This is a genomic window from Blautia wexlerae DSM 19850 (genome assembly GCF_025148125.1).
Lineage (GTDB): Bacteria > Bacillota > Clostridia > Lachnospirales > Lachnospiraceae > Blautia_A > Blautia_A wexlerae.
In genome coordinates, this window is record NZ_CP102267.1 from 2340412 (window position 1) to 2366695 (window position 26284).

General features: G+C 43.7%; 18 protein-coding genes. 1 reads left to right on the top strand and 17 read right to left on the bottom strand.

Translation table 11 applies throughout. The features are described 5' to 3' along the window. Position 1: 1 nt before the first annotated feature. The 13 genes from xdh to NQ550_RS10985 all read right to left on the bottom strand — a co-directional run bounded on the left by xdh (position 2) and on the right by NQ550_RS10985 (position 20143). Positions 2 to 2584 carry a selenium-dependent xanthine dehydrogenase gene (xdh, locus tag NQ550_RS10925; RefSeq protein ID WP_025578683.1) on the bottom strand — a complete coding sequence of 861 codons (2583 nt, stop codon included), beginning with the start codon at positions 2582 to 2584 and terminating at the stop codon, positions 2 to 4. Between the two features lie 258 nt (positions 2585 to 2842). After that, positions 2843 to 5842 carry a putative selenate reductase subunit YgfK gene (ygfK, locus tag NQ550_RS10930; RefSeq protein ID WP_025578682.1) on the bottom strand — a complete coding sequence of 1000 codons (3000 nt, stop codon included), beginning with the start codon at positions 5840 to 5842 and terminating at the stop codon, positions 2843 to 2845. A 113-nt stretch (positions 5843 to 5955) separates the two neighbouring features. Next, a complete protein-coding gene (gene ssnA / locus NQ550_RS10935; protein ID WP_008703281.1) occupies positions 5956 to 7287 on the bottom strand; it encodes a putative aminohydrolase SsnA in 1332 nt (443 codons plus the stop codon). A gap of 307 nt (positions 7288 to 7594) precedes the next feature. Continuing rightward, positions 7595 to 8194, bottom strand: coding sequence for a histidine phosphatase family protein (locus tag NQ550_RS10940; RefSeq protein WP_022381051.1), 600 nt, complete (start codon positions 8192 to 8194; stop codon positions 7595 to 7597). Next, entirely contained in the window at positions 8187 to 8567 is a 381-nt protein-coding gene (locus NQ550_RS10945) for a bifunctional adenosylcobinamide kinase/adenosylcobinamide-phosphate guanylyltransferase (protein WP_025578679.1), read from the bottom strand. The genes NQ550_RS10940 and NQ550_RS10945 overlap by 8 nt, the downstream gene beginning before the upstream one ends. Positions 8568 to 8577: 10 nt before the next feature. After that, positions 8578 to 9354, bottom strand: a complete 777-nt coding sequence (locus NQ550_RS10950) for an adenosylcobinamide-GDP ribazoletransferase (protein WP_008703284.1) — start codon at positions 9352 to 9354, stop codon at positions 8578 to 8580. Positions 9355 to 9399: 45 nt separating this feature from the next. Beyond that, positions 9400 to 9942 carry a bifunctional adenosylcobinamide kinase/adenosylcobinamide-phosphate guanylyltransferase gene (locus tag NQ550_RS10955; protein ID WP_025578676.1) on the bottom strand — a complete coding sequence of 181 codons (543 nt, stop codon included), beginning with the start codon at positions 9940 to 9942 and terminating at the stop codon, positions 9400 to 9402. After that, positions 9942 to 10994, bottom strand: a complete 1053-nt coding sequence (cobT, locus tag NQ550_RS10960) for a nicotinate-nucleotide--dimethylbenzimidazole phosphoribosyltransferase (protein ID WP_025578674.1) — start codon at positions 10992 to 10994, stop codon at positions 9942 to 9944. The genes NQ550_RS10955 and cobT overlap by 1 nt, the downstream gene beginning before the upstream one ends. Positions 10995 to 11018: 24 nt before the next feature. Next, positions 11019 to 11435: a GtrA family protein gene (locus NQ550_RS10965; RefSeq protein ID WP_008703288.1), complete on the bottom strand. Its 417-nt coding sequence runs from the start codon at positions 11433 to 11435 to the stop codon at positions 11019 to 11021. A gap of 13 nt (positions 11436 to 11448) precedes the next feature. Next, entirely contained in the window at positions 11449 to 12384 is a 936-nt protein-coding gene (locus tag NQ550_RS10970) for a glycosyltransferase family 2 protein (protein WP_025578673.1), read from the bottom strand. 310 nt (positions 12385 to 12694) lie between these two features. Next, on the bottom strand, positions 12695 to 15430 hold the full coding sequence (locus NQ550_RS10975; RefSeq protein WP_025578672.1) for a YfhO family protein: 2736 nt from the start codon (positions 15428 to 15430) through the stop codon (positions 12695 to 12697). A gap of 494 nt (positions 15431 to 15924) precedes the next feature. Next, entirely contained in the window at positions 15925 to 19461 is a 3537-nt protein-coding gene (gene nifJ / locus NQ550_RS10980; protein WP_025578671.1) for a pyruvate:ferredoxin (flavodoxin) oxidoreductase, read from the bottom strand. Between the two features lie 274 nt (positions 19462 to 19735). Continuing rightward, positions 19736 to 20143 carry an RrF2 family transcriptional regulator gene (locus NQ550_RS10985; protein ID WP_008703296.1) on the bottom strand — a complete coding sequence of 136 codons (408 nt, stop codon included), beginning with the start codon at positions 20141 to 20143 and terminating at the stop codon, positions 19736 to 19738. Between the two features lie 351 nt (positions 20144 to 20494). Between NQ550_RS10985 and NQ550_RS10990 the strand changes: the two genes are divergently transcribed. Then, positions 20495 to 22135: an ABC-F family ATP-binding cassette domain-containing protein gene (locus tag NQ550_RS10990; protein ID WP_008703297.1), complete on the top strand. Its 1641-nt coding sequence runs from the start codon at positions 20495 to 20497 to the stop codon at positions 22133 to 22135. Between the two features lie 41 nt (positions 22136 to 22176). On the opposite strand, the gene ybaK is transcribed toward NQ550_RS10990, so the two are convergent. The 4 genes from ybaK to NQ550_RS11010 all read right to left on the bottom strand — a co-directional run bounded on the left by ybaK (position 22177) and on the right by NQ550_RS11010 (position 26237). Next, positions 22177 to 22662 (bottom strand): Cys-tRNA(Pro) deacylase, encoded by a 486-nt coding sequence (ybaK, locus tag NQ550_RS10995; protein WP_008703300.1) that lies wholly within the window; start codon positions 22660 to 22662, stop codon positions 22177 to 22179. Next, positions 22646 to 23422 carry a TM7S3/TM198-like domain-containing protein gene (locus NQ550_RS11000; protein ID WP_025578669.1) on the bottom strand — a complete coding sequence of 259 codons (777 nt, stop codon included), beginning with the start codon at positions 23420 to 23422 and terminating at the stop codon, positions 22646 to 22648. The genes ybaK and NQ550_RS11000 overlap by 17 nt, the downstream gene beginning before the upstream one ends. A gap of 75 nt (positions 23423 to 23497) precedes the next feature. Next, complete coding sequence (locus tag NQ550_RS11005; protein WP_025578668.1) at positions 23498 to 24676, bottom strand: transglutaminase domain-containing protein; 1179 nt, start codon at positions 24674 to 24676, stop codon at positions 23498 to 23500. Positions 24677 to 25046: 370 nt separating this feature from the next. Further along, positions 25047 to 26237: a tyrosine-type recombinase/integrase gene (locus NQ550_RS11010; protein ID WP_025578667.1), complete on the bottom strand. Its 1191-nt coding sequence runs from the start codon at positions 26235 to 26237 to the stop codon at positions 25047 to 25049. Between the last annotated feature and the right edge of the window lie 47 nt (positions 26238 to 26284).

Here is a 26284-nt window from a genome sequence, read left to right on the forward strand (position 1 = left end):
TTCAGCACTTCCTTTCATATGGTGTTCCGGTCAGAGGAAGACTATACTGTCTTTCACCATTCCATCTGAAATATGCATCTGCAATTGCAGGTGCAGTTGGGATAGAGGTGATCTCACCGATTCCAATGGCACCACAGGCTACATTCAGTCCCGGTTTGTCAACAACGATGGCATCGATTTTCGGAATCTCATGAGAGCGGAACAGGCCAAGAGATCCATACTTGTCAATTGGTTTACAGTTCTCATCAATCGGATAATGCTCTCTCAGTGCAAATCCTATGGACATCACTACGCCGCCCTCAATCTGACCTTCGCAGGACAGTGGATTGACTGCCTTGCCCACATCATGTGCAGCAACCATTTCCTCAATCTTACCTGTTTTTTTATCCAGGATACACATCTGCGTCGCATAGCCGTAGGCTACATGGGAAACAGGATTCGGCACATTTGCGCCAAGAGGATCTGTCTTTGCAAGATATTCCCCATAATAAATTTTACCGATCACATCATCAATGGTCTTACCTGCATTGCGGTCCTCCATAACCTTATCGCAGGCTCTGCGGCAGGCTTCCCCTGTTACCAGAGTCTGTCTGGAGCCGGAAGTTGTACCTGAATCCGGTGCGAACCAGGTATTACTTCTCTCATATACAATATCTTCATGCTTCAGATCTGTATTGGTAACTACCATCTGTGTCAGGACTGTACCAAGTCCCTGGCCGATACAGGAAGCACCGGAATAGATGTGCAGCTTTTTATCTTTCTCAAATACGAGTTTCACGCGGCCTGTATCCGGGATACCGACACCGACACCGGCATTCTTCATGGCGCAGCCGATTCCCACCGGTTTTCCTTCTTCCAGAGCAGCATCATACTTCTTCTTTACAGCTTCCAGTGTCTCCACAAGACCTGTGGAATTATCTACGATCTGACCATTCGGAAGCGTCTCACCGGGACGGATCGCATTGCGGTAACGGATTTCCCATGGAGTGATACCTACTTTGTCTGCCATCATATTCAGCAGGGTTTCTGTTGCAAAACAGGTCTGGGTTACACCAAACCCGCGAAACGCTCCGGCAGGCGGATTGTTGGTATAATAAGCAGTTCCTTCAATCTCGAAATTCTCATAATGATAGGGACCTGCCGCATGAGTACATGCACGTTCCAGCACAGGACCGCCAAGTGAGGCAAATGCACCTGTATCTGATGCTACTTTCGCTTTTACCCCCATGATATTGCCGTTCTCATCGCAGCCCATGGTCATATCCATATAAAACGGATGACGCTTCGGATGAACCAGCAGGGATTCTGCTCTGGTCAGTTTCATCTTCACCGGTTTCTTAGTAGCATAAGTGAGCAGCGCAGCCAGATGCTGTACTGTCATATCTTCCTTTCCGCCGAATCCGCCGCCTACAAGTGCATTCTGTACCTTTACTCTGTCCGTTCCAAGTAACAGGGAACACTCATGTAATGTCTGGTGTGCAGACTGATCTGTGGAATATACGAAAATATCTCCGTCCTCATCATACAAAGCCACTGCGCACTCAGGCTCAAGAAATGCATGTTCTGTCCATGGGGTTTCAAAATGATGACTGATCACATATTTGGAATTACGGATTGCTTCATCTGCATTTCCTCTGCTGATATGTTTATGTGCACAGATATTATTTTCTTCTTCATCAAATACCTTCGGTGCATCCTCTGCCGCTGCTTCCTCAATTGTACGAATATGAGGCAGCACTTCATATTTTACTTTGATCAGTTTCTTAGCTTTCTCAGCTGTTTCTCTGTCTTTTGCAGCAATAACGGCAATGGCATCTCCAAGATAATGTGTCAGACCCCCTACAGGTATCAGTGAATACTGATCATGTTTCAGATGTCCGATCTTATTCTCTCCCGGAATGTCCTCTGCTGTTAATACCGCTTCTACCCCGAAAAGTGCCTTTGCTGCTGCTGTATCGATCTCAAGTACACGTGCACGTGGATATTTACTTCTGAGTGCCACCCCATACAGCATTCCGTCAAAGTAAAAATCATCCGGATATTTGCCGGTTCCCAGTACTTTCTCCTCCACATCCACTCTGGATACTCTGTGTCCTATATTCCAGTCCGGATCCAGATCATCCGGGATCACACCCGTCTTTAAAACTTTCGCAGCCAGCCTTACTGCATCCATAATTTTTACATAGCCCGTGCAGCGGCAATAGTTATTGCGCAGTGCATATTTAATCTCATCATCTGTGGGCTCTTTGTTCACGTCCAGAAGAGCCTTTGTACACATTACCATACCCGGAATACAGAATCCACACTGAACAGCACCTGCTTTTCCATAAGCGTAGGTATAGACTTCCCTCTCCCATTCAGTCAGTCCTTCTACTGTGATCACTGTCCTGCCATCCAGTAAATCTGTGTCCGGCACACATGCCTTGCATGTTTTTCCGTCAATTATAACTGTACAGGCTCCGCAGGCTCCTTCACTGCAGCCGTCCTTCACTGAAGTCAGATGAAGTTCATCCCTCAAAAAGCGCAGTAGTTTCTGATTTCCGGTCGGTTCGACTTTTTGTCCATTGACTGTAAATACTGCCATATCGGACTCTCCTTTCTTTTTCGCACGTCTGCCAATTAGGGCAGTCAGCCAGAGTTTACCTCTTTCTGTTTTTTATCTGCCTGTGATACCGCATGAATTTATTACAAAAGTAACATGCGGCCGCGATTCAGCCTGATATGCAACGCTGTCCACAGCCTTTTTTTGCTGTGGACAGCGTTAAATATTTCTTTATAAGTTATCTGATATTACAAAATTAAATTTTTTTCCAGCTCTTGATTCCTGTTGTCACTATGATTATTATTTCATGATCAGATAGCTGTAATCATCGATCACTGCACAGATCAGTCTGCGAAGACCTTCGTACAACTTATCATTTGCATCATCTGCCTTGCAGTCGGAAATCCGACCAAGGAGACGAACCTTGCACTCTTTTGTCTCCGGATTGATCACTGCAAATCCATCATTTGTGCTGTCTGCCATATCTGCCTCAGAAGCAAATAATGTGAATTTATCCTTGTACGGTGCACTTGCATATGGACAGAAGCTCTTGCAGTTGCCGCATTCGTTACACATATAATCTACATGGATCACCTGATTCATTGCCATTCCCGGAACTTTGATGGAGATGTTTGCTCTGTTTGGACATACATCTACACAATTCTCACAGACTTTATTACAGGTCAGACAGCGCTCACTTTCGTTCGCAGCGTCCTTGCTTTCTTTGAGTATTGCTTTTTTGGAGTAACAGTCTTTTTCTGTTCCCGGTACAGGCTGTCCTTTTACAATATCATGTCCAAGGATTGCTTTTGCAGCAACCTGTGCGTCGCGGATCGCTTCTACGATCGTAGCAGCTCCCCTTGCACCGTCACCGACAACGTAAACGCCTTCTGCACTTGTCTCCATTGTCTTATCATTGATGCGGGCTTTTCCACGCTCATTGACCGCAATACCATTTGCTTCATAGAACTCAGTCGGAACTTTCTCGCCAACTGCAACAATCACTGTATCAGCCAAAACTTCTTCTGTTTCGCCCGTTTCTGTTACACCTGCACGTCCGGAAGCATCCATGCTGCCAAGTTCCATCTTCTTACAGAGCAGTTTGCCGTTTTCCAGAGATACAGGAGAAAGAAGTTCTTTGAACTCTACGCCCTCTTCCAGTACTTCTAGTAACTCATCTTCTGCTGCTGGCATATAGCGTTTGGTTCTTCTGTATACCAGGTAAACATGTTCTACACCTTCTGTACGTTTCGCAGCTCTTGCAGTATCCATGGCAGTGTTACCGCCACCGATCACAACTACGTTTTTACCCAGCGCAACCTTACCGTCAGTTGCTTTGAAATCTCTTAAGAATTTCAGAGCGTTGATGGTTTCACCCTTTTCAAGCTTCAGAGTACCCGGTTTATTTGCACCTGTTGCAACGATCACTGCGTCATAACCCTGTGCTTTTAATTCCTGTACAGATTTCACTTCTGTACCTGTTTTGATCTCCACACCCATCTTCTGGATGAAGGAAACATCTTTATCGATTGCATCATCAGAGATACGGAATCCCGGGATCACATAACGGATCACGCCGCCGGCTTTCTCTTCTTTCTCAAATACTGTTACAGAAGCACCTGCTCTTGCAAGGAAGTATGCAGAAGCAATACCTGCAGGACCTGCACCTACAACAGCTACTTTCTTACCGTCTGCTGTGCCTGCTTTGATCTCACCGATCACTGTATCATATCCGTTTTGTGCTGCGATGAGCTTAGTGTTGCGGATATTTACAGGTTCTTCATAGAAGTTACGTGTACATTTGTACATACAGTTGTGCGCACAGAGAGTACCTGTGATAAATGGAAGTGCATTTTTCTCAAGGATAACTCTTAATGCCTGTACATAATCGCCTTCTCCTGCCAGCTTCACATAGGTTGTGATATCCTGGTGGATCGGACATCCTTCTTCGCATGGAGCAAAGAAACAGTCAAGGAGCGGAACCTCTGAATCTGTTTTTCTCTTAGGAAGCGGTTTGATGCTCTTTACATGGTGAGCATCTTTTTTCGCATCCTCGGCCAACTGCTCAAGTGCAGCTACATCAATACCTTTCCATTCTTTTACACCGTCAGCCATTACTTTCTCTGCCATCTGGGTAAATCTCTGATATCCGCCCGGCTTCAGAAGTGTAGTTGCCACTGTTACAGGCCATACACCACATCCGACGATACGGTCGATATTATAGTAATCAGCACCGCCTGAATAAGCGATACGGAGTTTTCCGTCAAATTCCCGGGAAAGTCTGGCTGCAAGAGAAATAGATAACGGGAAAAGAGATTTTCCGGACATATACATTTCTTCGCTTGGAAGTTCATTTCTTGTAACATCTACAGGGAATGTATTGGTGATCTTCACACCAAATGCAAGGTTCAGTTCATCTGCAAGTGCCTGCAGTCTCTTAAACATCGGGATCGCATCTTCATACTGTAAGTCATCTTTGAAATGGAAATCACCGAATACCATATAATCATATCCCATGTCATCCATGGTCTTTCTGGCAAATTCATATCCCAGAAGAGTCGGGTTACATTTGATAAATGTGTTCAGGTGTTTCTCTTTAAACAGATGATTTGCAATGCTCTCAATCTCGTTTGGAGGACATCCATGGAGAGTAGAGATTGTTGCGGAATTACAGATATCAGACGGAATCGCCTCAATATCCTCTTTTGTAACTTTTTCAAATTTATCTACATTGTCCAATAACCACTGTTTACATTCTTTAAAGATTTCTGTATCTTTTGCTTCCATCATACTGTCAATGAAAGTATTAACCTTTGGCTCTTTGATCCCTGCAAGATCATATCCAACGGAAATATTGAACTGGAATCCGTCCTGTGCACCCAGATCAAATTCTTTGGCGATCACATGCAGGATAAACCATGCTTTAATATATTCTCCCATTGCCTGAGGAACATAAAGCTCTGTAGACCATTCACAGTTATATCCTTCATCATCTGCAAGGATACATGGTCTGTTGATACAGGCTGCAAGCTCTGCACCGTCCATCTTCTGAACTGTTTTCAGCTCAAAGAAACGTGCGCCTGCATAGTAAGAAGCAACAATATTCTGTGTTAACTGTGTATGCGGTCCTGCAGCAGGTCCGATCGGTGTTTCCAGATTTCTCTCAAATATATTCAGCTTCCTGTCAGTTTCCGCTGCATAAGCTCTGTGCTGTCCGAAAACTGTTCCTTTTGTTTTCTTTTCTTCTAATACCCAGTTCATTAACTGTTCAAAGGGCATACAGGTCATGACTTCACTCATAATCCGATCCTCCATTATTTCATACGGTATGGCTTCTCTCCATCCGTTCTATATTTTGTTTACATTTATTTTTGCCAGGCAGAAAACTTATCTTCTTTACAATTCTTTACAGATTAACCATTAATATCATCTGCAAGTTCTTTTGCAGCCTGACGGCAGTCTGCCATAACTTTTGCCTCGTCGCATACAAGGACTTCGCGGTCTTTCATCAGGACTTTACCGTTACATACAGTAGTCTGGACCATGCTTCCGTTTACACCGAACATCAGATGTCCGTTAATGTTGCTTTCATTCATTGGTGTCAGCGGATCATAATCGATCACGATCACGTCTGCTGCCGCACCCTCTTTCAGGACACCGAGCTGTTTCTTAAAGTATCTGTTTGCAATCTTTGCATTTCCTTCAAAAAGCATCTGTGGAACTTCTCCCCAGGCTGCGTTCGGGTCGCAGAGGCTGTGTTTGTGTAAAACATTTGCAACCTTCCAGGATTCCATCATATCATGAGTATATCCGTCTGTACCAAGACCTGTGAGGATTCCCTTCTGTACCATTCTCATGGTCGGAGGACATCCACAGGCATTACCCATGTTAGATTCCGGGTTATGTACAACCATGGTATCTGTATCTTTGATCAGATCCATCTCATGTTCATTCACATAGATACAATGACCGAGCAAAGTCTTCGGTCCAAGGATGTTCCAGTCATGAAGACGGTCAACAATACGTTTGCCATGCTCTTTCAGACACTGATGGAGATCGTAAATGCCTTCTGCTACATGGATGTGATATCCAACACCTTCCGGCTTCAGTTCATTGCAGAGAGCCATTGTCTCATCAGAGATTGTAAAGGATGCATGCATACCCATCATTCCGGCGATCATATCACTGTCGTCTGCAAGTGCATGCTTGATAAAATTCACGTTCTCCATTACAGATTCTCTGGATTTCTCCATTCCGTCACGGTCAGAAATCTCATAGCAGAGGCAGGTACGCACACCTAAATCCTTCGCAGCTTCCTCGATCGCATTGAGGGAACCTGTAATATGGCCAAAGCTTGCATGGTGGTCAAACACTGTGGTTACACCATTCTTGATAGAATCAATGTATGTAGCATATGCAGAAAGCTTTGTCTGCTCCAGTGTCAGATGACGGTCAACTGTCCACCATAAGCCATCCAGAATATCCAGAAATCCCTGAGGATTATATCCGTTAATGCTTAAGCCTCTTGCAAAGGAGCTGTAGATATGCTCATGGGCATTAATAAATGCCGGCATGATAACCCCACCCTTCGCATCAACAAATTCAGCATCCGGATAAACTTTCTTTACCTCTTCAGTTACCCCCACCATTACTATGGTGTTACCATCCATTGCTACAGCACCATTCTCCAGGAATGGGTTGGATGCGTCCTGTGTGATCATTCTTCCATTACCAATTACCAGCATATAGTTCCTCCTTTTACTTGTTAAAAACTACCAATTCGCTACTGCTTTTTACCTTTTGTTTAGGAATTATGTACTAATACTGTAACATACTTCTCCGGATAATGCAAGTAGAATTTACAAAAACTTTTTGGTTTTTCAAATTTTTTTTAGGCTTTATACTATCTCCGGTGAACAGATAAAAAAAGAACGGGGCAGTCATTGATGACAATGAACAACCTCGTTCTTTTTTTGATTTTCCTGTTTTCTGATGAAGCTGATTTTATGACAAATTTTCAGGTTTGTCAACAATTTTTGTAAGATAGGAGAGTTATCCTTCCATAATCGCAGAATTAACCCTGAGCTGTTTTCGTCCATTCTTCCAGAGATTCTCATCCAGCTCCACCTCATAGCCGCCGCCATTTCTCACATGCCACTCATAAAATGGTTTCTGTATATCTGCATACTCTTCCATGATATTCATGATCGTACCGCCATGGATGACAAGTGCCGCCTCTGCCACATGGCTGCGGATACATCCGGACACAACCCTGTCAAATCCTCTCAGGTTTCTGCTTTTAAACCCTTCCCTGCTTTCTCCTCCCGGAAAAGGCAGAGTACCGTTGCTGTCAATCCATTCCTGATAGTGCGGATTACCTTCCAGCTCTTTATAGTTCTTATTTTCAAATTCTCCGAAATCGCATTCTGCCAGTTCTTCAATAATATGTACCGGCTCTCCCGGAAAAAGGATCTCTGCTGTCTGCACGCAGCGTTTCAGAGGACTTACATAAACCGCCTGAACCTTTGGATAATCCATCTTATGCAGAAACTCTGTTCCCTCCTGACATAACGGCTCATCCGTTGTGCCGATATATCTGGAAAGTTTATTCCCTTCTGTTTTTCCATGTCTGATCAGCCATAATTTAATCATCTTTGATCACCGTTCCAATCCCGCAGATCACGCGCGTCACCTTATGGCTGTATGCTGCCAGCTTCGTACATACACGCCCTACAGCCTCTCTGTATTTTCTGTCAAAAGCATCCACAGGTACAACCCCGTACCCTACTTCCTGAGAGACAAGGACAATATCCGGATTCTTACAGATGATTTTTTCCGCAAGATCTGACACATCCTTTCCATTCTCCAGTTCACTGCGGATATACTGCTGAAAACCAATCACACCCTGAGCATTCATCAGTTCCTCCTCTGTGACAGAACCGCCGTCACTCCACCTTAACTGTGGATACTGTTTCCTGGCATATTCAGTCTTTCCCTGATATGCACCGCCGATTATCATTTCCATACTCTTCTCCTCAAAAATTAGAAACCACCGCCAGGATCAATGCCATCCCAACTTCACAGATACAAAGAAAGAATCCCGAAATATCCCCGGTTGTCCCGCCAAAGTACTTCATCGCAATATGATGATAATACCAGAAAATCAACAAAGCTCCCACAAAAGCCAGACTTCCCCATACAGGCCGGATCAAGATCATTCCCGCAGCCAGAAGCACCAGATAGACGATCAGCACATTTCTCGAGAGCACATCTGAAGAATTTCTGGAAAACTCAGCAACTGTACCGTCTGCCTTTGCTTTCGGAAAGGTAATAACTCCGATTCCTGACAGACATCTGGAAACCATAAATCCAAGGCTCAGAATTCCGATCGCCCTCATATTCTCTGCACTGTTAAACAACTGACTGTACGCGCCGTACCAGGCAATGAAATATACCGCCGCAGTAATAACGGCAAAAGCACCTGCATGGGAATCCTTAAGAATCTCCAGCCTTCTGCTTCTCTCCTGCCAGGAACTCAGGGCATCCGAAGTATCCAAAAGACCATCCACATGGATCCCGCCTGTCACAAATACAGGTACCAGCACCAACACTGCTGTCACGAATCCAGGCTGATACCCAAACCGAAGTCCCAGATACGCCACCAGCATAGTCAGCCCGCCGATCACAGTTCCGATAAACGGAAAAAAACAGAACATATACTTCATGTTTTCCTTTGTCCAGTCAGCGCGTGGCATGGGAATCTTAGAAAACATGGCAAATGCCACCTTAAAATTATTCCATAAAGATTTCATTGATCAATTCCTCTTTTTCATAGTATGGCAATCCTGTCAAATAGATTATTTGCAAAGATTGCTGCAGGTATCTGTGGATTTGTGAAAGACTGGTATCCCATATATAACTTCCACCACTTCATCAGCTCTCTGCGCAGCAGCCTGATTGATTTTTCCCAGATATTCCAGATAAGAATCCATATCTCCATCAAACACAACCGCATCTGAAAAAATCTCATTTGTAACGATTACCACATGAGCAGCCTGTTCCAGCAGATTCTCAATCCCTTTTGTAACTTCCGAAACTGTCCGGTCATGGGCTCCCTGCTCTTCAAACATTTCATTTGCCACCAGATTCGACATACATTCCAGAAGCACCACACATCCGGCAGGCAGTTTCACATTTTTAAGCCCTGTATAGCACTCAACTGTCTCGAAACCTTTTCCTGCACGCATCTTTTGGTGTCTCTCGATCCTTTTATGGCTCTCTTCATCAAAAGGGTGCATGGTCGCTATATAAATCCTCTGTGCATCTCCGAAAGAAAGCACCCTGTCTTCCGCAAAAGCGGATTTTCCGCTCCCGCTTCCCCCTGTCACAAGCGTCAGCATTATTTCAACTCCTCATACTGTTCCACGTGGATATCGTCAAAAGTACTCATAGAATGATAAACCGCTGCTGCCAGATCAAGGATCGGGAATAAAGCTACTGCTCCGGTTCCCTCGCCCAGACACATATCCGCATGAATGATTGCCTCTTTCCCCATATTCTCAAGGATCAGATGGGCAGCAGGCTCTTTTGATACATGGGATGCAAGAATATAATCCCTCGCAGCCGGGCAGATACGCATGGCAATCAGCGCAGAAACACAGGAAATAAATCCGTCCATGACTACAGGAATACCATAAACCGCACCTCCCAGAAAGACACCTGCCATTCCAGCGATATCAAGACCGCCTACCTTTGCCAGAACATCAATGGCATCCTCAGGATCCGGTTTATTTAATGTAATGGCTTTTTTGATCGCATTGATCTTGCGCACAAGTCCCTCGCTGGTCAGACCTGCGCCGCGCCCTGTCATCTCTTCCACCGGCTGTTTCAATAACACAGAAGCAACTGCACTGCTGGTGGTTGTATTTCCGATTCCCATTTCCCCTGTTGCCAGAATCCGGTAGCCCTTATCATTCAGTTCCCTTACCATGTCAATGCCTGCTTCAAGCCCCTTTACAGCCTGTTCTCTTGTCATGGCAGGACCCTTGGTCATATTCTGTGTACCATAGGCAATTTTATGGTCTGTGCGGACTTTTGTGTCCGTCACCATCCCCATATCCACCGGAAAAATCTCCGCATGGTTCTGCTTACACATCACACCGACAGATGTGTCATATTTCAGAAAATTCTCGGCAACGATGGCAGTAACTTCCTGTCCGGTCTGTGTCACACCCTCTTCTACCACGCCATTATCCGCGCACATGGCGATCAGACCTCTCCTGGAAAGATCCACCTCTGCGTTTCCTGTAATTCCCGCGATCTGGATCAAAAGAGTCTCCAGTTTTCCAAGAGAATGCAGTGGTTTCGCAATACTGTCCCATCTTTTCTGTGCAATTTCCATGGCATTGTGATCTAATGGCTTAATCTTTGCAATAGCTTCTTCCAGAGTCATGAGTTTTCCCTCTCTTTTCCTTCATTATTTTGATTTCCCTGTTGTAAACACAAAAAATTTACTGAATACATAATTCAGTATCAACACAATAAACTGTGTCAGGAATTTCCCGATCATATCATTAAGCCCCATCACTGACACAAGCAGCCATACACCGCCAACCTCTATCACCATAGTGACCAGTCTGGCACTGACAAATTTGCAGAATGGCTGAACATGATCCTTCAATGTCTCGCATTTATCCTGAAAAACATACTTCGAATTTACCACATAGGCAAACAGGATCGCCAGGATGATCGAAATAATATTGGCGATATTCAGCTCCACCTTCAGCTTTCTGAGAATGAAAAAGCTGACCAGATTTACCATAGTGGTACATCCGCCAAAGAAAATATAGCGGATAACGGAACTTTCATACATTTTTCTGATCCATTGCTTCATAAAATATATCCTCTCAGTCCTGTATATTTCCATTCTTAATTACTTTTGAAATAATATATCTCGGTCTGCGCTTTACTTCTTCATAAATCTTGGAAATATAATATCCAATGATCCCAAGACTGATCATCATGGCACTTCCCACCAGAAGCAGCACCATCAGCAGGGTGGTATAACCTTCCACTGCAGAACCTGTAAAATACTGCACAAGCGAATAGACCATAAGGACCAGCGAACAGACAAAACATATCGCTCCTGTGATCGTAACAAACTGCAGCGGAAAAGTAGTAAATGCCACTATATTTGTGAACGCATATTTCACCAAAGACCACGGAGACCACTTGGAAACGCCGGCCTCTCTCTCCTGCACCTCAAATTCCACACTGGTAGTCTTATATCCCACCCAGGAAGAAGTAGCCCGAAAGAACATATTCCTCTCAGGCATAGACAGAATACTGTCCACAGCCTTCCTGTCCATCATCTTAAAATCCGAGGCATCCTTCATATTTACCTTAGTTGCCTTAGACATGATATCATAGAAAAATCCGGCACATTCTTTATGTAAAAAGCCCTCTTTTCCTCTGTCTGCCTTCACACCCTCGATCACTTCATAGCCTTCCTGCCACAGCCTGTACATCTCAAGAAGTGTCTGCGGCGGATGCTGCAGGTCACAGTCCATGACAGCCACCACATCTCCACAGGCCTGCGCCAGTCCTGCGAAAATCGCTGCTTCCTTTCCGAAATTTCTGGAAAAAAGAACGCCTGTCACATTCGCATCCCTCTCTCCTGCCTTCTGAATTTCTTCCCATGTCCGGTCGCCGGAACCATCGTTTACAACCACCAGCTCATAGGGAATCTTCGCTTCTGTAAGAACTTCCGCCAGCACCCGACAGGTTTTCCCAACCATCAGCTCCTCATTATATGCCGGAAGTACCACTGATAATTTACTCATGATGTCATTCCTCATTTTATTTCATTCATTTACAACAGACCAATTTCTCATTCACTGTCTGTTATTCCTATAAATATTTTCTATAATGTCAGGGGCAAAAGGTATTTTGCTCCTAAGCACTTTACAGCTCCTGCAATTCTTATTTCTACTTTATTATACACAAATTTACAGAAATGTCCATTCCAACAATCTGCATACTCCAGTGTGTCAAACACTTCACAGGATAGTAGCACGTATATTACTGTTCTCTTCGTTCTCAGTAACGAGACTCAAATTCATTCCAGACTTTCCTGAAGCAATGGAATTTGGATTACTTTTTCTTCCTGAACACCAACATTACATATATAACCAGCCCCAGAACAGAAAGAAGCATTCCCGCTTTCAGATAAGGTGTGCAATATGTAAGGCGTATCTCATGTGAACCAGGTTCCAGTTCCAGAGCCATAAACATGGTATTCGCCTTCTGAAGCTTCGTTTCTTTCCCGTCCACATAAGCCGTAAATCCCTTACTGTACGGAACAGACAACACAAGAGCTTTCTTTTCGGAAACACTGATATCCCCTGTAATCTCATTCGTTCCCATTTTTACATTCTCGAGAGCTTCTTCACCCAGCTTCACAGTTTTTTCCTCAATCCCCTGCACCGGCTGACTCACAACCCTTAATTTATCATAGGTATAAACACCCGTATTGGCAAAGGTGATCGTCATAGTACGAACCCCTGATCTGGAATATCCCATATTGCAGAGAAAATCATGCCGTCCACTGTAGGCATTATACTTATCCGTAAAAATCTTTATGGTCTTGGTCACATCATTGGAGCTGACTGTCATAGCCGCTTCCTTTGATTCCTTCCAGTATCGCCACCGGCTGTCCTCATCAAGAACCTTATTTTGGTCATACTCAGACATCTTCTTCCACTGACTGTTACCAATCAGTTCTCTTGGTGAAAGACTGTCATAATCCAGATTATCTGCGATCAGGTAATTCTCACTGTCCGTAAGACCATGGAACACAAGCTTCAGCTGCGCCCCTTCCTTCGTCACCCTGATTGCTCCCTTAGACAGAGCACAACCATCCCCTGTCTCCATACGATACTGGATATTCTCATTATCAGCATCAACAGATGCCTCAGGCAGTGTACTCTCCTCAAGCACCACACCGTCCATCAAAGCCTGCTGCTTTTTTACCACATCCATTTTCTCATATTCCGATTCAGGAATATAACTGTCATAAGTATAACCCAGAGGCAGTGCATTCTCATTCTCATAAGCCCTGCACTCACTTTTTCCCTTTCCTGCAGAGCCCTTCTCTTTATTATATCCATAGGAAAGATAGCGGAAATTATCACCACTTATCACAAAATACTTCACAGAAGCCAGCCTGTCCAGAATCGTCCTTCCGTCCAGGTTCTCATAATGCTGCTCCCATGGCGTATTCAGATACATTTCACTGAAAAAATCACTGATACTGCTGTTTGCAAGACTGAAATAATAAGCAGTACTGTTCGTACCCATATACATAGAAGTATTATCATAGGGCAATGCCCCATACTGGTCATAACGATAGACACCTGAATCCCCGGCAGCAAGAACCGCCTTATCCGTATTCGACTCCAGCTTATCCAGCGACTCCTCTTCGGCTGCAAACTCTGACAGATAATCCTTCTCATAAGAATACTGATAAGAAACATTCAACATAATGCTCACCACAAGCAAAGCACTGAGAAGCCCACACATATACTTCCCCTGCAGAAAAATATTTCCAAAAGAAGTAACCGTAAACACAGCCAATACCAGAACCAGCACACCTGCCATATTTCTCTGCGTTCTGGCAGCTTTCGCAAACAGAGCCAGCACACAATACGCCACCGTCATGACAAAAATCTTCTTCTTTTCCCTCACAGTCAGAGTAAACAGCTCAGGATATGCCTTCACGAAAATGTACGCGATCATCATCCCATAAGCCCAGATCCACCTGTTGGACACATAAGAGAAACCATTGAGCACATGCCCTGCAAAAGGCACCAGCAAAAACAGATTCAACAGCCCAAATCCCAATTTTAGATCCAGATACTTCTTCTTCCTGGAAAAAAGCACAAACACACCCGCCATAGCAACAGCAGAATACCCGGCAACCCCCCACTGGATCATATTCTCCCCGATCAGATCACCCAGATACTTCTCATAATAAATTTTATCATATAAAAGAGGCACATAATTCTCAGCCTGAAACCTGTCCGTACCAAAAATCGTCATGACCACCGGAATAAAAATAACCGCCGCGATCATCAAAGCCACCGCATAATAGCCGATAAACTTCACCAGCCATCCCAGAACATCCTTCACACTTCTCTCACTGAAAATCCCAAAATATCGGAAAGCCGCATAAATAAACATAAAAATACAGATCATATAAAAGAAATAGAAATTCGACATAGCCGAAACCGCAGTCGCCCAGATAAACAGCCATGGCTTCTCCCTCTTATAAATCTTATCAATCCCCATCAGAACCAACGGCAGATAAATCATAGGATTGGAAAAATACGGATGCTTCATAGCCGCATAAATCGTCCATCCCGCAAAAATATAGATCAACGTTCCCATAAACGTCGCCTGCTTCGGATTCTTATGATAAAAACAAAAAACACTAAAAGAAATCCCCGCCAGATAAATCCTCAGAAAAATCAGAACCTCATACAAAACCTCCGTCTTATTCTCCGGCACAAACACAGACAACAAAGTCAGCGGATCCCCGATCACATAATAATGCAAAGTTGTAAGAATATCCGAACCATACCCGATATTCATATCCCACATAGGCAATTCCAGCTTATGCTCTACAAAAATCGTATGCAGAACCTCCCTCAGATACCGCCCATAATACGCCAGAGAATTTAAATGCTGTGGAATCCCGTCATGACTCCACACCAAAGACTTCCCATTCCCCGCAAACTGATAATAGATAAAAAAAGAAATAACCCCAAATACAAGCGTATATAATAAGTAGAAATCCTTCTTACTATCCCTGCTCACAAATCTCCTCATAACCGCTCCTTTATATTCTATCATTCTAAACCGAGTTATAAAGTTCTTACTGATTATAGACAAATATCCAATACTTGTCAAATTTATAGCCAACATTATTTCATTGTTTAAGAACGACGAAAGTATTTAAATCAGCCAACAACCAGCCGGGGAATGACAGAACATCTGAGGCGAATCTCGAGGGTTCATGTAATTTCTTAGTATTTGGAAAGCCGCGTTATTCAGAAATTGCTCACTGTTTGAGCGAAGCGAGTTTGAGCAATTTCTGAATGTTTTTAGCGGTTTTTCAAATACTAAGAAATTACATGGTTCCGAGACTGAGCCTCAGATGTTCTGCCATTCCCCGGCGTCCCCTTTTTAAGCAATACATAAAAGGACCGCGATACAAAAAGTACCGCGGCCCACATATATCGTCTGGACACTATAAATAGCTCTATCTATTTATTTTTTAATGATTTATAAACTTGTTTACAGTCGTTCAAAAACCGAAAAGATTATTCAGCACTATGAAGAGCGATCAGCTTCTGCAGATATTCAAATCTAGCCTTAGCCTCAGCCTCATTCTTAGCAAACAGTCTTGCAGCCTTCTCAGGATTCTGACGTTTCAGAGAGTTGTAACGAACCTCACCGTCAAGGAATGCCTGATAATCTTCCATGCTCGGAGCCTTGGAATCAAGAGAGAACTTGTTTCCTTCAGCTGCAGGATTGAATCTGAAGTTATGCCAGTATCCAACCTTAACTGCTAATTCTTCCTCTGTCTGAGCTTTTGCCATACCTTTCTTAATACCATGGTTGATACATGGAGCATAAGCGATGATCAGAGATGGTCCCGGATAAGCCTCAGCCTCTGCAATAGCTTTTACAGTCTGGTTGAAGTCAGCACCCATGGAAATCTGAGCAACGTATACATAGCCATAGCTCATAGCGATGGAAGCCATATCTTTCTTCTTAGTCTCTTTACCGCCTGCAGCGAACTGAGCGATAGCACCTGTAGGTGTAGACTTGGAAGACTGTCCACCTGTGTTAGAATAAACCTCTGTATCGAATACCATAACGTTGATGTCACGTCCACTAGCGAGAACATGGTCAACACCACCGAATCCAATATCGTAAGCCCATCCGTCACCACCGAAGATCCACTGGGATTTCTTAGCCAGGAAATCTTTCTGAGCAAGGATTTCTTTTGCTTTGTCACATCCGCAAGCTTCAAGAGCAGCAACAAGTTTGTCTGTAGCAGCGCCGTTTGTAGCACCTACAGCAAATGTATCCAGCCATTCCTGACCAGCTGCCTTAACGTCTTCGTTTGTTCCGTTAGCAACAACGTCTTCAACTTTTGCTTTTAAGCCATCGCGGATAGCTCTCTGAGCAAGAAGCATACCATAACCAAACTCAGCGTTATCTTCGAACAGAGAGTTGGACCATGCAGGACCCTGTCCCTTAGCGTTTACTGTGTATGGTGTAGATGGTGAGGAGTTACCCCAGATAGAAGAACATCCTGTTGCGTTTGCGATGTACATTCTGTCACCGAACAGCTGAGTGATCAGTTTAGCGTATGGTGTTTCACCACATCCTGCACAAGCTCCAGAGAACTCAAGCAGAGGCTGTTTGAACTGGCTGCCTTTAACAGTTGCTTCTTTAAATTTAGCGATAACATCTTCTTTAACCGGCAGTTTAACTGTGTAGTCAAAGTATTTCTGCTCGTCTGCGCTTGCTTCAAGGTTTTCCATAGCAAGTGCTTTCGCACCCTTCTTACCTGGGCAAACGTTTACACAAGAACCACATCCTGTACAGTCAAGTGCGGATACGGACATTGTGAATTTATATTCTTTCATACCTGTAAGGTCTAATGTCTTCATGCCTTCAGGAGCATTAGCTGCTTCTTCAGCTGTCAGAGCTACAGGACGGATAACTGCGTGCGGGCAGACATAAGCACATCTGTTACACTGGATACAGTTTTCCGGATTCCATACAGGAACGTTAACTGCGATACCACGTTTTTCATATGCAGCAGAACCGGATGGTGTTGTACCATCTACATAATCCTTGAATGCAGATACAGGTAAGGAGTTACCTTCCTGAGCATTAACTTTAGCCTGGATATTGTTAACGAAATCGATAACATCCTGACGTCCTTCTGTTGCATGAGTCATATGAAGACCTTCGTCCTCAGCGTTCTTCCAGCTTTCCGGAACCTGGATCTCTACAACCTGTTTAGCACCAGCGTCGATAGCTGCCCAGTTCTTCTGTACGACATCATCACCTTTACGTCCGTATGTTGCCTTGGCAGCAGCTTTCATAAGGTCGATTGCCTGATCTTCCGGAATGATTCCTGTCAGTTTGAAGAATGCAGACTGAAGGATTGTGTTGATACGTGTTGGTCCCATGCCAGTTTCAATACCGATCTTAACACCGTCGATTGTGTAGAATTTGATATTGTGGTTAGCGATGAAAGCTTTTACCTGTCCTGGTAAATGTTTCTCAAGACCTTCCATATCCCATGCACAGTTAAGGAGGAATGTACCACCGTCAACAAGTTCCTGAACCATGTTGTATTTGTTTACGTAGGATGGATTATGACATGCTACGAAGTTTGCTTTGTGGATCAGGTATGTGGATTTGATCGGTTTCTTACCGAAACGTAAGTGGGACATTGTAACACCACCGGACTTCTTGGAGTCATAATCAAAGTAAGCCTGTGCGTACATGTCTGTGTTATCACCGATGATCTTGATGGAGTTCTTGTTGGCACCTACTGTACCATCAGCTCCCAGACCCCAGAATTTACAGTTTGTTGTTCCTTCAGGAGTTGTTACGATCGGAGCACCTGTCTCAAGGGAAAGGTTAGTAACATCATCAACGATACCGATTGTGAATTTCTCTTTTGCAGTGTTTTCATAAACAGCTACGATCTGTGCAGGTGTAGTATCTTTGGAACCTAAACCATAACGTCCGGAGAATACTTTTACGCCGCCGAATTTGCTGTCTTTTAATGCTGCTACAACGTCAAGGTACAGTGGCTCGCCAAGTGCACCCGGCTCTTTAGTTCTGTCAAGAACTGTGATCTGTTTTACAGATTCCGGAATTGCATCAATGAGTGCCTGTGCGCAGAATGGTCTGTAAAGACGAACTTTGACAACACCGACTTTCTTTCCTGCTGCTGCAAGGTAGTCGATTGTCTCCTCGATTGTATCGTTTACAGATCCCATAGCAACGATTACGTGTTCTGCATCAGCAGCTCCGTAGTAGTTGAATAATTTGTAATCTGTACCGATCTTAGCGTTAACTTTGTCCATGTATTCCTGAACTACTGCCGGAAGAGCATCGTAGTATGGGTTACATGCTTCTCTTGCCTGGAAGAAGATATCAGGGTTCTGAGCGGAACCTCTCTGGCATGGGTGATTTGGATTCAGGGCATGGTTACGGAATTCAGCGATTGCTTCCAGATCTGCCATATCCTTAAGATCTTCATAATCCCATGTCTCGATCTTCTGGATCTCGTGAGATGTACGGAATCCATCGAAGAAGTTGATGAACGGAACTTTACCTTTGATTGCTGAAAGGTGAGCAACAGGTGTTAAGTCCATAACTTCCTGTACAGAAGATTCGCAGAGCATTGCACATCCGGTCTGACGACAGGCCATAACGTCTGAATGATCTCCAAAAATTGAAAGTGCATGAGAAGCAAGTGCACGTGCAGATACGTTGAATACTGCAGGTAACTGCTCACCAGCGATTTTGTAAAGGTTTGGGATCATAAGTAACAGACCCTGAGATGCTGTATATGTTGTTGTTAAAGCACCTGCTGCCAGAGATCCGTGTACAGCACCTGCTGCACCAGCCTCAGACTGCATTTCAGTTACCTGAACTTCCTGTCCGAAAATGTTCTTTCTTCCCTGGGTTGCCCATTCATCTGTTGCTTCCGCCATAACAGATGAAGGAGTGATCGGGTAAATAGCGGCTACATCTGAGTATGCATATGAAGCATGAGCAGCTGCATGGTTACCATCCATGGTTTTCATCTTTCTTGCCATAGTTTGTTTTTCCTCCTTAAAGGTTGATGAAAATTAATTATTTATTTCAAGGCATAAGTAAAATATACCTCAAATTTCATTGTAGATTATAACATAATCTTCTGCCTGTGTCCAATTTGTTTTGACATATTTTGTATCTTCTGAGGTACAAAGCAGGGATTTTCTGTTATTTCAGTAGCAAATATGTGCATTTTTCGAGTTACATATAACTAACATTATGCAGATATGCCAAATTTCGGACAAATCAGGCAGATAAAAGTAAAAAAAGGAGGCTCTACGCCTCCTCCATGATCTGCTGTATTGTTTTTCTCTTAAGGAGACTTATCAGTTCATCCTGTACAGATAACAATTCTCTATGTACCAGACATGGTAATCCATCCTGTCCGTCTCTGACACAGTTATATTTCGGATCCAGACATTCGATGATAAACATATCCGGATCAATCGCTGAATAAACCTCATATAAAGTCAGCTCATCCAGTCCCCTGTTCAGAGAATAACCACCATGTACGCCTCTGTATCCCTTCACGATCTCTGCCTTCTGAAGTTTCTTCAGGATCTTATAGGCAAAAGGAGCTGTGATTGCTTCTTTCTCACAGATATCGGATACGCTCAGTCTGCTCTCTCCCCAAAGCGCACGTACCACTCGAACTGCATAATCGCACTCTCTTGTAATAAACATAGTCTTTGCAACCTCTCTAAAATTAATTATCCTTTACTGTCCACATCGCTGTTTTGCATAAAACAATGGAAACAGTAATCGTTATTTCTGTCATATCAATGCCTCATATTTCTGTCTGTCAAGAGGCTATATTTATTCTATATTATAACAGTGCTTCTTTTTTTTGTAAATAAAAGAACCCAAAAAAGCAAAAAACAGTTGCAAATTTCCCAATTTACGGTACAATGATAAGCGGTTGTAACTTATATAATAGGAAATAATGTAACTGTTTCCTGCGAAAGATACGTTTTCCATAAACAATCTGCCGGACAGTTACTGCAAAACAATAATTTCACGAAAAAGAGGTATGATATGATTTCAGCAAACAATATTACATTGCGCGTAGGTAAAAAGGCCCTCTTCGAAGATGTAAATATCAAATTTACTGAGGGCAACTGCTACGGTCTCATCGGTGCAAACGGTGCCGGTAAGTCCACATTCCTTAAAATCCTTTCCGGACAGTTAGAGCCTACCAACGGTGACGTTGTTATCACTCCGGGCCAGCGTCTTTCTTTCCTGCAGCAGGATCACTTCAAATATGATGCATATACAGTTCTGGATACTGTTATCATGGGTAACAAGAGACTGTATGAGATCATGAAAGAAAAAGATGCTATCTATGCAAAAGCGGACTTCACTGATGAAGACGGTATCCGTGCCAGCGAACTGGAAGGTGAATTTGCAGAGATGAACGGATGGGAAGCAGAATCTGATGCTGCTACTCTTCTGAATGGTCTTGGAATTGAAACCGATCTCCACTATTCCCAGATGGCTGACCTTACAGGAAGCCAGAAGGTCAAAGTTCTTCTGGCGCAGGCACTGTTTGGTAATCCGGACATTCTTCTTCTGGATGAGCCTACCAACCACCTTGACCTGCCTGCTATTGAATGGCTCGAAGAATTCCTGATCAACTTTGACAACACTGTCATCGTTGTATCCCATGACCGTTACTTCTTAAATAAAGTATGTACTCATACAGCAGACATCGACTACGGCAAGATTCAGCTCTATGCCGGAAACTATGACTTCTGGTTTGAGTCCAGCCAGCTCCTCATCAAACAGATGAAGGAAGCCAACAAGAAGAAAGAAGAAAAGATCAAAGAACTTCAAGAGTTTATTTCCCGATTCAGTGCCAACGCTTCCAAGTCCAAACAGGCGACTTCCCGTAAACGTGCCCTGGAAAAGATCCAGCTTGACGATATGCGTCCGTCCAGCCGTAAATACCCATACATCGACTTCCGTCCAAACCGCGAGATCGGTAACGAAGTCCTTATGGTGGAGAACCTTTCCAAGACCATCGACGGTGTAAAAGTTCTGGATAACATTTCTTTCACACTCGGACATGATGACAAGGTAGCTTTCGTCGGTGCCAACGAACAGGCAATCACTACTCTGTTCAAGATCTTAGTTGGTGAAATGGAACCGGATGAAGGAAATTATAAATGGGGTGTTACCACTTCCCAGGCATATTTCCCTAAGGACAACACTGCAGAGTTCGATAATGACCTTACTATTACAGACTGGCTGACACAGTATTCCGAGATCAAGGATGCTACTTATGTTCGTGGATTCCTCGGACGTATGCTCTTCCCCGGTGAAGACGGCATCAAACGTGTACGCGTTCTTTCCGGTGGTGAGAAAGTCCGCTGTCTTCTTTCCAAGATGATGATCTCCGGTGCAAACATTCTCATCCTTGATGAGCCAACCAACCACCTCGACATGGAGAGCATCACAGCACTGAATAACGGTCTGATTAAATTCCCGGGTGTTATCCTTTTCACCTCACATGACCATCAGTTCGTACAGACAACAGCCAACCGTATCATGGAAATCCTTCCAAATGGAACTATGATCGACAAGATCACTACTTACGATGAATATCTGGCAAGTGATGAGATGGCTAAGAAACGTCACGTATTCGAGATCAATGAAGAGGACGCTTCCGATAACTAAAGAATAAAATACAGGGTACGGCTTAGCCGTACCCTGTTATTTTATTCTGTCTTCATGATAATATCCGCCAGCTTTCCGCCTGTCACCTTAAGCAGATCAGCAAGGGGAACCTTCAGTGTCAGTCCGATACGGCCGCCACTCACATAAATCTCCTCAAATTCTCCTGCAGATGCATCAAACACAACAGGATAAGGTTTCTTCATTCCCAGCGGGCTACAGCCGCCTCTCACATATCCGGTAATCTTTGTGATATCCTTCACATGGATCATGTCCACTGTCTTCTCACCGACAGCCTTTGCAGCCGCCTTACGGTCAACTTCCTTTTCAATCGGAACTACAAAAACGAAATAACCGCCGCTCTTTCCTTCCATTACCAGAGTCTTAAAAGACTGGTCATAGGGAGCACCAATCTTATCCGCACTGTGGATCCCGTCAATAAATTCATCACATTCATAGGAGAACGCCTCATATTTAACCTTCTGTCTGTCCAGCATTCTCATTGCATTTGTCTTAGCTTCTTTTGCCATTTTTTCTCGCCTGTCCTTTCTGTCCTCTGGCATATATTGATTCCTCCATGTCTCTATCCTGAGACTGCTCAAAACTCTGGTCTTGTCTCAGTTCCTGATTTCGCCTGTAAATCTGCTCAGTGCTTTCTTCATCAACCGTTTCTTCATCCTCTTCATCAGAAACCGGTTTGTTGATAGCAAACTGGATCAGCATACCCAGAACTGCAAACCCTACACTCATTCCCAGACCATAGGGAATATCTGCCAGATTTCCAAGCTGTGCAAGGGAAACCCCTGCCATAATACCACCGATCAGACTTGTAGCCACGATCAGCACTTCCCTGCAGTATTTCACTGCCATGGAACCAAGAGCTACGCCGATCAGAATACATGCAAAAAATACTGCGGAGCTGGTAGGATGCAGGAAATAAATACTGGCCGCCCAGCCGATACCTGCTGCCAGGATAAACACACCTGCCTTATAGATCAGAAATGCAATCACTGCGAACACAACTCCTGCCGCCAGTGCTGCGATCAGCATTGTTGATTTCTCCTGTATTCCCATTGTATGTACAACCACCAGCGCAAGGCCGCCGCCTACCAGAAAACCTCCCAGCATCATCCAGAAACGCAGAAGCCTGTATCCCAGAATACAGTTCAGCACTCCAAACACAAGGATCACTGCAAATATTACCATCATAAAACGATTCACCAGATCTGAATCCATAAAACTTCCGGCAATACTCAGCGCATTTCCAAATATATCTGTCATATTAACCATAATTTTCAGTCACTCCTTTTAGTTATATATTTATAGCGTTCCTTATCATCAACTGACACATCTGAGCTAAACCTGTCAGAACATGAAGTATAAGGTCTTCATATTGTCGATCACGCCGTAATGGTAGGAAATCTGTGACAGCCCATGGACTTCCATATAATATTTTGCGATATCCTGGATATGATTACTGTCGATCAGATCCATATATGCCTCATCATAAGCCGCCTGGCTGCCAAACTTAAAGCGTACCACCGCAGCATCACTGTCAATACGCAGTCTGCACAGGTCATATACACTGTTCCAGTCATAGGTATCAAAGCAGGCGCCGTTTCTCACATAAAAATTCATGTCAGTCGCTGTACACGCAGGAACAGGAAACTCATCAGAGGCCTTATAATTCTCCTCGTACTCCTGTGGGAACGGACACAGATAATCATAAATCGTTGTCTTATGCTCTGCCAGCAGCGTGGCATCACCCTCCAGAAAGTCCGGCTGGTCCCCATTGGTGGCATCCACATAATAATACTGTCCGTTCAGCTCTACAATATTCCAGGCATGTCCCTGGGTACTGTTTGCAGCATCACCCTCCACATAAATACAGGGAATATCCAGACGCTCCAACAGATACTGTACTGCTCCCGCATAGCCCGCACATACCGCCTGTTTCTTCCAGAAAGCTCCGGCTATACTCTGGTCATCATCAGAGATCACATATTCTGTATTGTCTATGACATATGTATAAACAGTCATTACCCTGGTATAATCATCAGCACCATCCGGAATCTGCGACACCACCTCCTGATATGCATTCTCCATGGCCTGCGTGATCTCCTGTCTCTGCTCCTCTGTATAAGTATATCCCGGAGAAAACTGACAGTAATCCCTGCCCGAATAAGTCGTCTTATAAACTTTCTCCCGGTTATGTACCCAGAACAGCTCCGGATGATCCTTCAGCACTGCATGATACACTCTGTCTATCTCATTATCTCCTGAGAGAGACAGATAAAATTTATCCTCAAAGCTTCTGATCCCCTCCAGGATCTCGCGGTAGCCTCTCTGTTCATTCTCATTAAGAAGGCCGAAATAATACTCCTGATGTCCTTCATCCGTCTGCGCTACCTCCTGCTTTTTAAGAGTCCTTACTTCCCCCGGTTCCTGCAAAGCTCTTCCGCCGATGATCAGTCCACCGGCCAGAAGCACCACCACAGGCACCATAAGAATCAGACGCAGCCCGGAAAATCTCTTTTTGCTCATTCAATAATCCTTCTTGGTTATTATTCTATAAGTCTGATATTACATTACTATTTCATTCTGTTTTGTCACATTTAGAATTATTATTCGTTACTGTTCACTCCGCTCACAGTAACTGTTATTCTAATGTATCTTATTATAGCCCAGAACACTTCTCCTTGTAAACCGATAAAAATAAGTTAACACTATTTTATAGGCAAAAACTTACTAAATTTCTGATTATCTTTTCATAAGTTGGTAAATGCCGATATATCCCGTATTTTAGGGCTTTATCGGTATTTTCTTTTCGGAAGATACCTTGCATAAGCTGGCATTTACCAGCATGAAAATGCAACCAAAAGTAGTAAATGAGTAGTAAATATAAGCTCCGATATTAACAAGCCAGTCTTTCCAGTTCTGCTTTTGCAGATTGAAATGTACCGTGTGCGTAATAGCCAAGTGTCATGGTTATGTTAGCGTGTCCCATGAGGTATTGCAGAGTGTTTGGGTTCATTCCTCTGTTTGCCATATTCGTACAATAAGTATGTCTGAATGAATGTGGCGTGATGTTCGGTAACTTGTCCGTGTGATACTTGTTATACTTCTTAATCAGTCCTCGCACCATGCCCTCATAGTTTCCTGCAACTTTAGGCAAGCCCTCACGATTTAGGAATAGGAAATTGCTGTAACCACCTACAATCAGCGGTTGTGCCTTTCCTCTGTTCTTTAGTATTCTTTGGATTGCTTGATAAGCCCGTTCTGTCAATGGAAGTTCCCGTTTTCCGTTTTTGGTCTTTGGCGTTTCAATATAGTAACCCATTTCGCTATCTTTCAATAACTGGTGGTCTATATTGAGTACTCTGTTCTGCATATCAATATGCATCGTCAGTCCGCAAAATTCAGAAATACGAAGTCCCGTTTCCAGCAGAAGCACAACCTCATCATAATACTTACTATAAATTTTGTCCTTTTCCATAAAGGCAAGCAGGCGTTCTTCCTGCTCTGGTGTAAGGATAACTTTCTGTTCGGTATCATCTTCCAGAACATCACTTAGCTTAAATTCAAATGGGTTCTTTCTGATACAGTCGTCTTGTATCGCCATGTAAAATGACGCTTTCAAGGAACGCTTATAGTTATCAATCGTTTTATAGGCATATCCTTTTTCACTCATTCTAATAGCCCATTCTTTAGCGTCCGACTGCTTAACCGTATCAATCGCCCTCATACCCAATGGGTCATTTTTCAGAGCGTTCATAAGATACTGTCGTCCTTTTTCAGTAGCCCTTTTGATGTTCTTTCTTTGGCTGTTCTTCTTGTCGTAGAGCTGGCAGACTGTCATTTTACCGCCGACTGTGTCGATACCGTCGTTAAGGTCTTTTTTTATCTGTGCTTCTTTTTCCCTCAACGATATATCATCACGCTTTCCAGCAGGTGTCTTGTCTGTCGGTACAAGTTTCCAAGAATAGATAAATTGTGGCTTTCCGTATATATCGGTATATTTATAAACGTATCTTCCGTCTTTTCGCTGGCTCTCTCCATTACGCAAATTGCGATTTTTACTGTCTTTTCGTTTCACATTAGACATAGTGTAAAGCTCCTTTCCGTCATGGAATGAGCCGTGATACGCTATAC

Excerpts from the sequence above, each read along its gene's own strand:
- xdh (WP_025578683.1), bottom strand. The coding sequence starts at position 2,584 with ATGGCAGTATTTACAGTCAATGGACAAAAAGTCGAACCGACCGGAAAT.
- ygfK (WP_025578682.1), bottom strand. The coding sequence starts at position 5,842 with ATGAGTGAAGTCATGACCTGTATGCCCTTTGAACAGTTAATGAACTGG.
- ssnA (WP_008703281.1), bottom strand. The coding sequence starts at position 7,287 with ATGCTGGTAATTGGTAATGGAAGAATGATCACACAGGACGCATCCAAC.
- NQ550_RS10940 (WP_022381051.1), bottom strand. The coding sequence starts at position 8,194 with ATGATTAAATTATGGCTGATCAGACATGGAAAAACAGAAGGGAATAAA.
- NQ550_RS10945 (WP_025578679.1), bottom strand. The coding sequence starts at position 8,567 with ATGGAAATGATAATCGGCGGTGCATATCAGGGAAAGACTGAATATGCC.
- NQ550_RS10950 (WP_008703284.1), bottom strand. The coding sequence starts at position 9,354 with ATGAAATCTTTATGGAATAATTTTAAGGTGGCATTTGCCATGTTTTCT.
- NQ550_RS10955 (WP_025578676.1), bottom strand. The coding sequence starts at position 9,942 with ATGCTGACGCTTGTGACAGGGGGAAGCGGGAGCGGAAAATCCGCTTTT.
- cobT (WP_025578674.1), bottom strand. The coding sequence starts at position 10,994 with ATGACTCTGGAAGAAGCTATTGCAAAGATTAAGCCATTAGATCACAAT.
- NQ550_RS10965 (WP_008703288.1), bottom strand. The coding sequence starts at position 11,435 with ATGAAGCAATGGATCAGAAAAATGTATGAAAGTTCCGTTATCCGCTAT.
- NQ550_RS10970 (WP_025578673.1), bottom strand. The coding sequence starts at position 12,384 with ATGAGTAAATTATCAGTGGTACTTCCGGCATATAATGAGGAGCTGATG.
- NQ550_RS10975 (WP_025578672.1), bottom strand. The coding sequence starts at position 15,430 with ATGAGGAGATTTGTGAGCAGGGATAGTAAGAAGGATTTCTACTTATTA.
- nifJ (WP_025578671.1), bottom strand. The coding sequence starts at position 19,461 with ATGGCAAGAAAGATGAAAACCATGGATGGTAACCATGCAGCTGCTCAT.
- NQ550_RS10985 (WP_008703296.1), bottom strand. The coding sequence starts at position 20,143 with ATGTTTATTACAAGAGAGTGCGATTATGCAGTTCGAGTGGTACGTGCG.
- NQ550_RS10990 (WP_008703297.1), top strand. The coding sequence starts at position 20,495 with ATGATTTCAGCAAACAATATTACATTGCGCGTAGGTAAAAAGGCCCTC.
- ybaK (WP_008703300.1), bottom strand. The coding sequence starts at position 22,662 with ATGGCAAAAGAAGCTAAGACAAATGCAATGAGAATGCTGGACAGACAG.
- NQ550_RS11000 (WP_025578669.1), bottom strand. The coding sequence starts at position 23,422 with ATGGTTAATATGACAGATATATTTGGAAATGCGCTGAGTATTGCCGGA.
- NQ550_RS11005 (WP_025578668.1), bottom strand. The coding sequence starts at position 24,676 with ATGAGCAAAAAGAGATTTTCCGGGCTGCGTCTGATTCTTATGGTGCCT.
- NQ550_RS11010 (WP_025578667.1), bottom strand. The coding sequence starts at position 26,237 with ATGTCTAATGTGAAACGAAAAGACAGTAAAAATCGCAATTTGCGTAAT.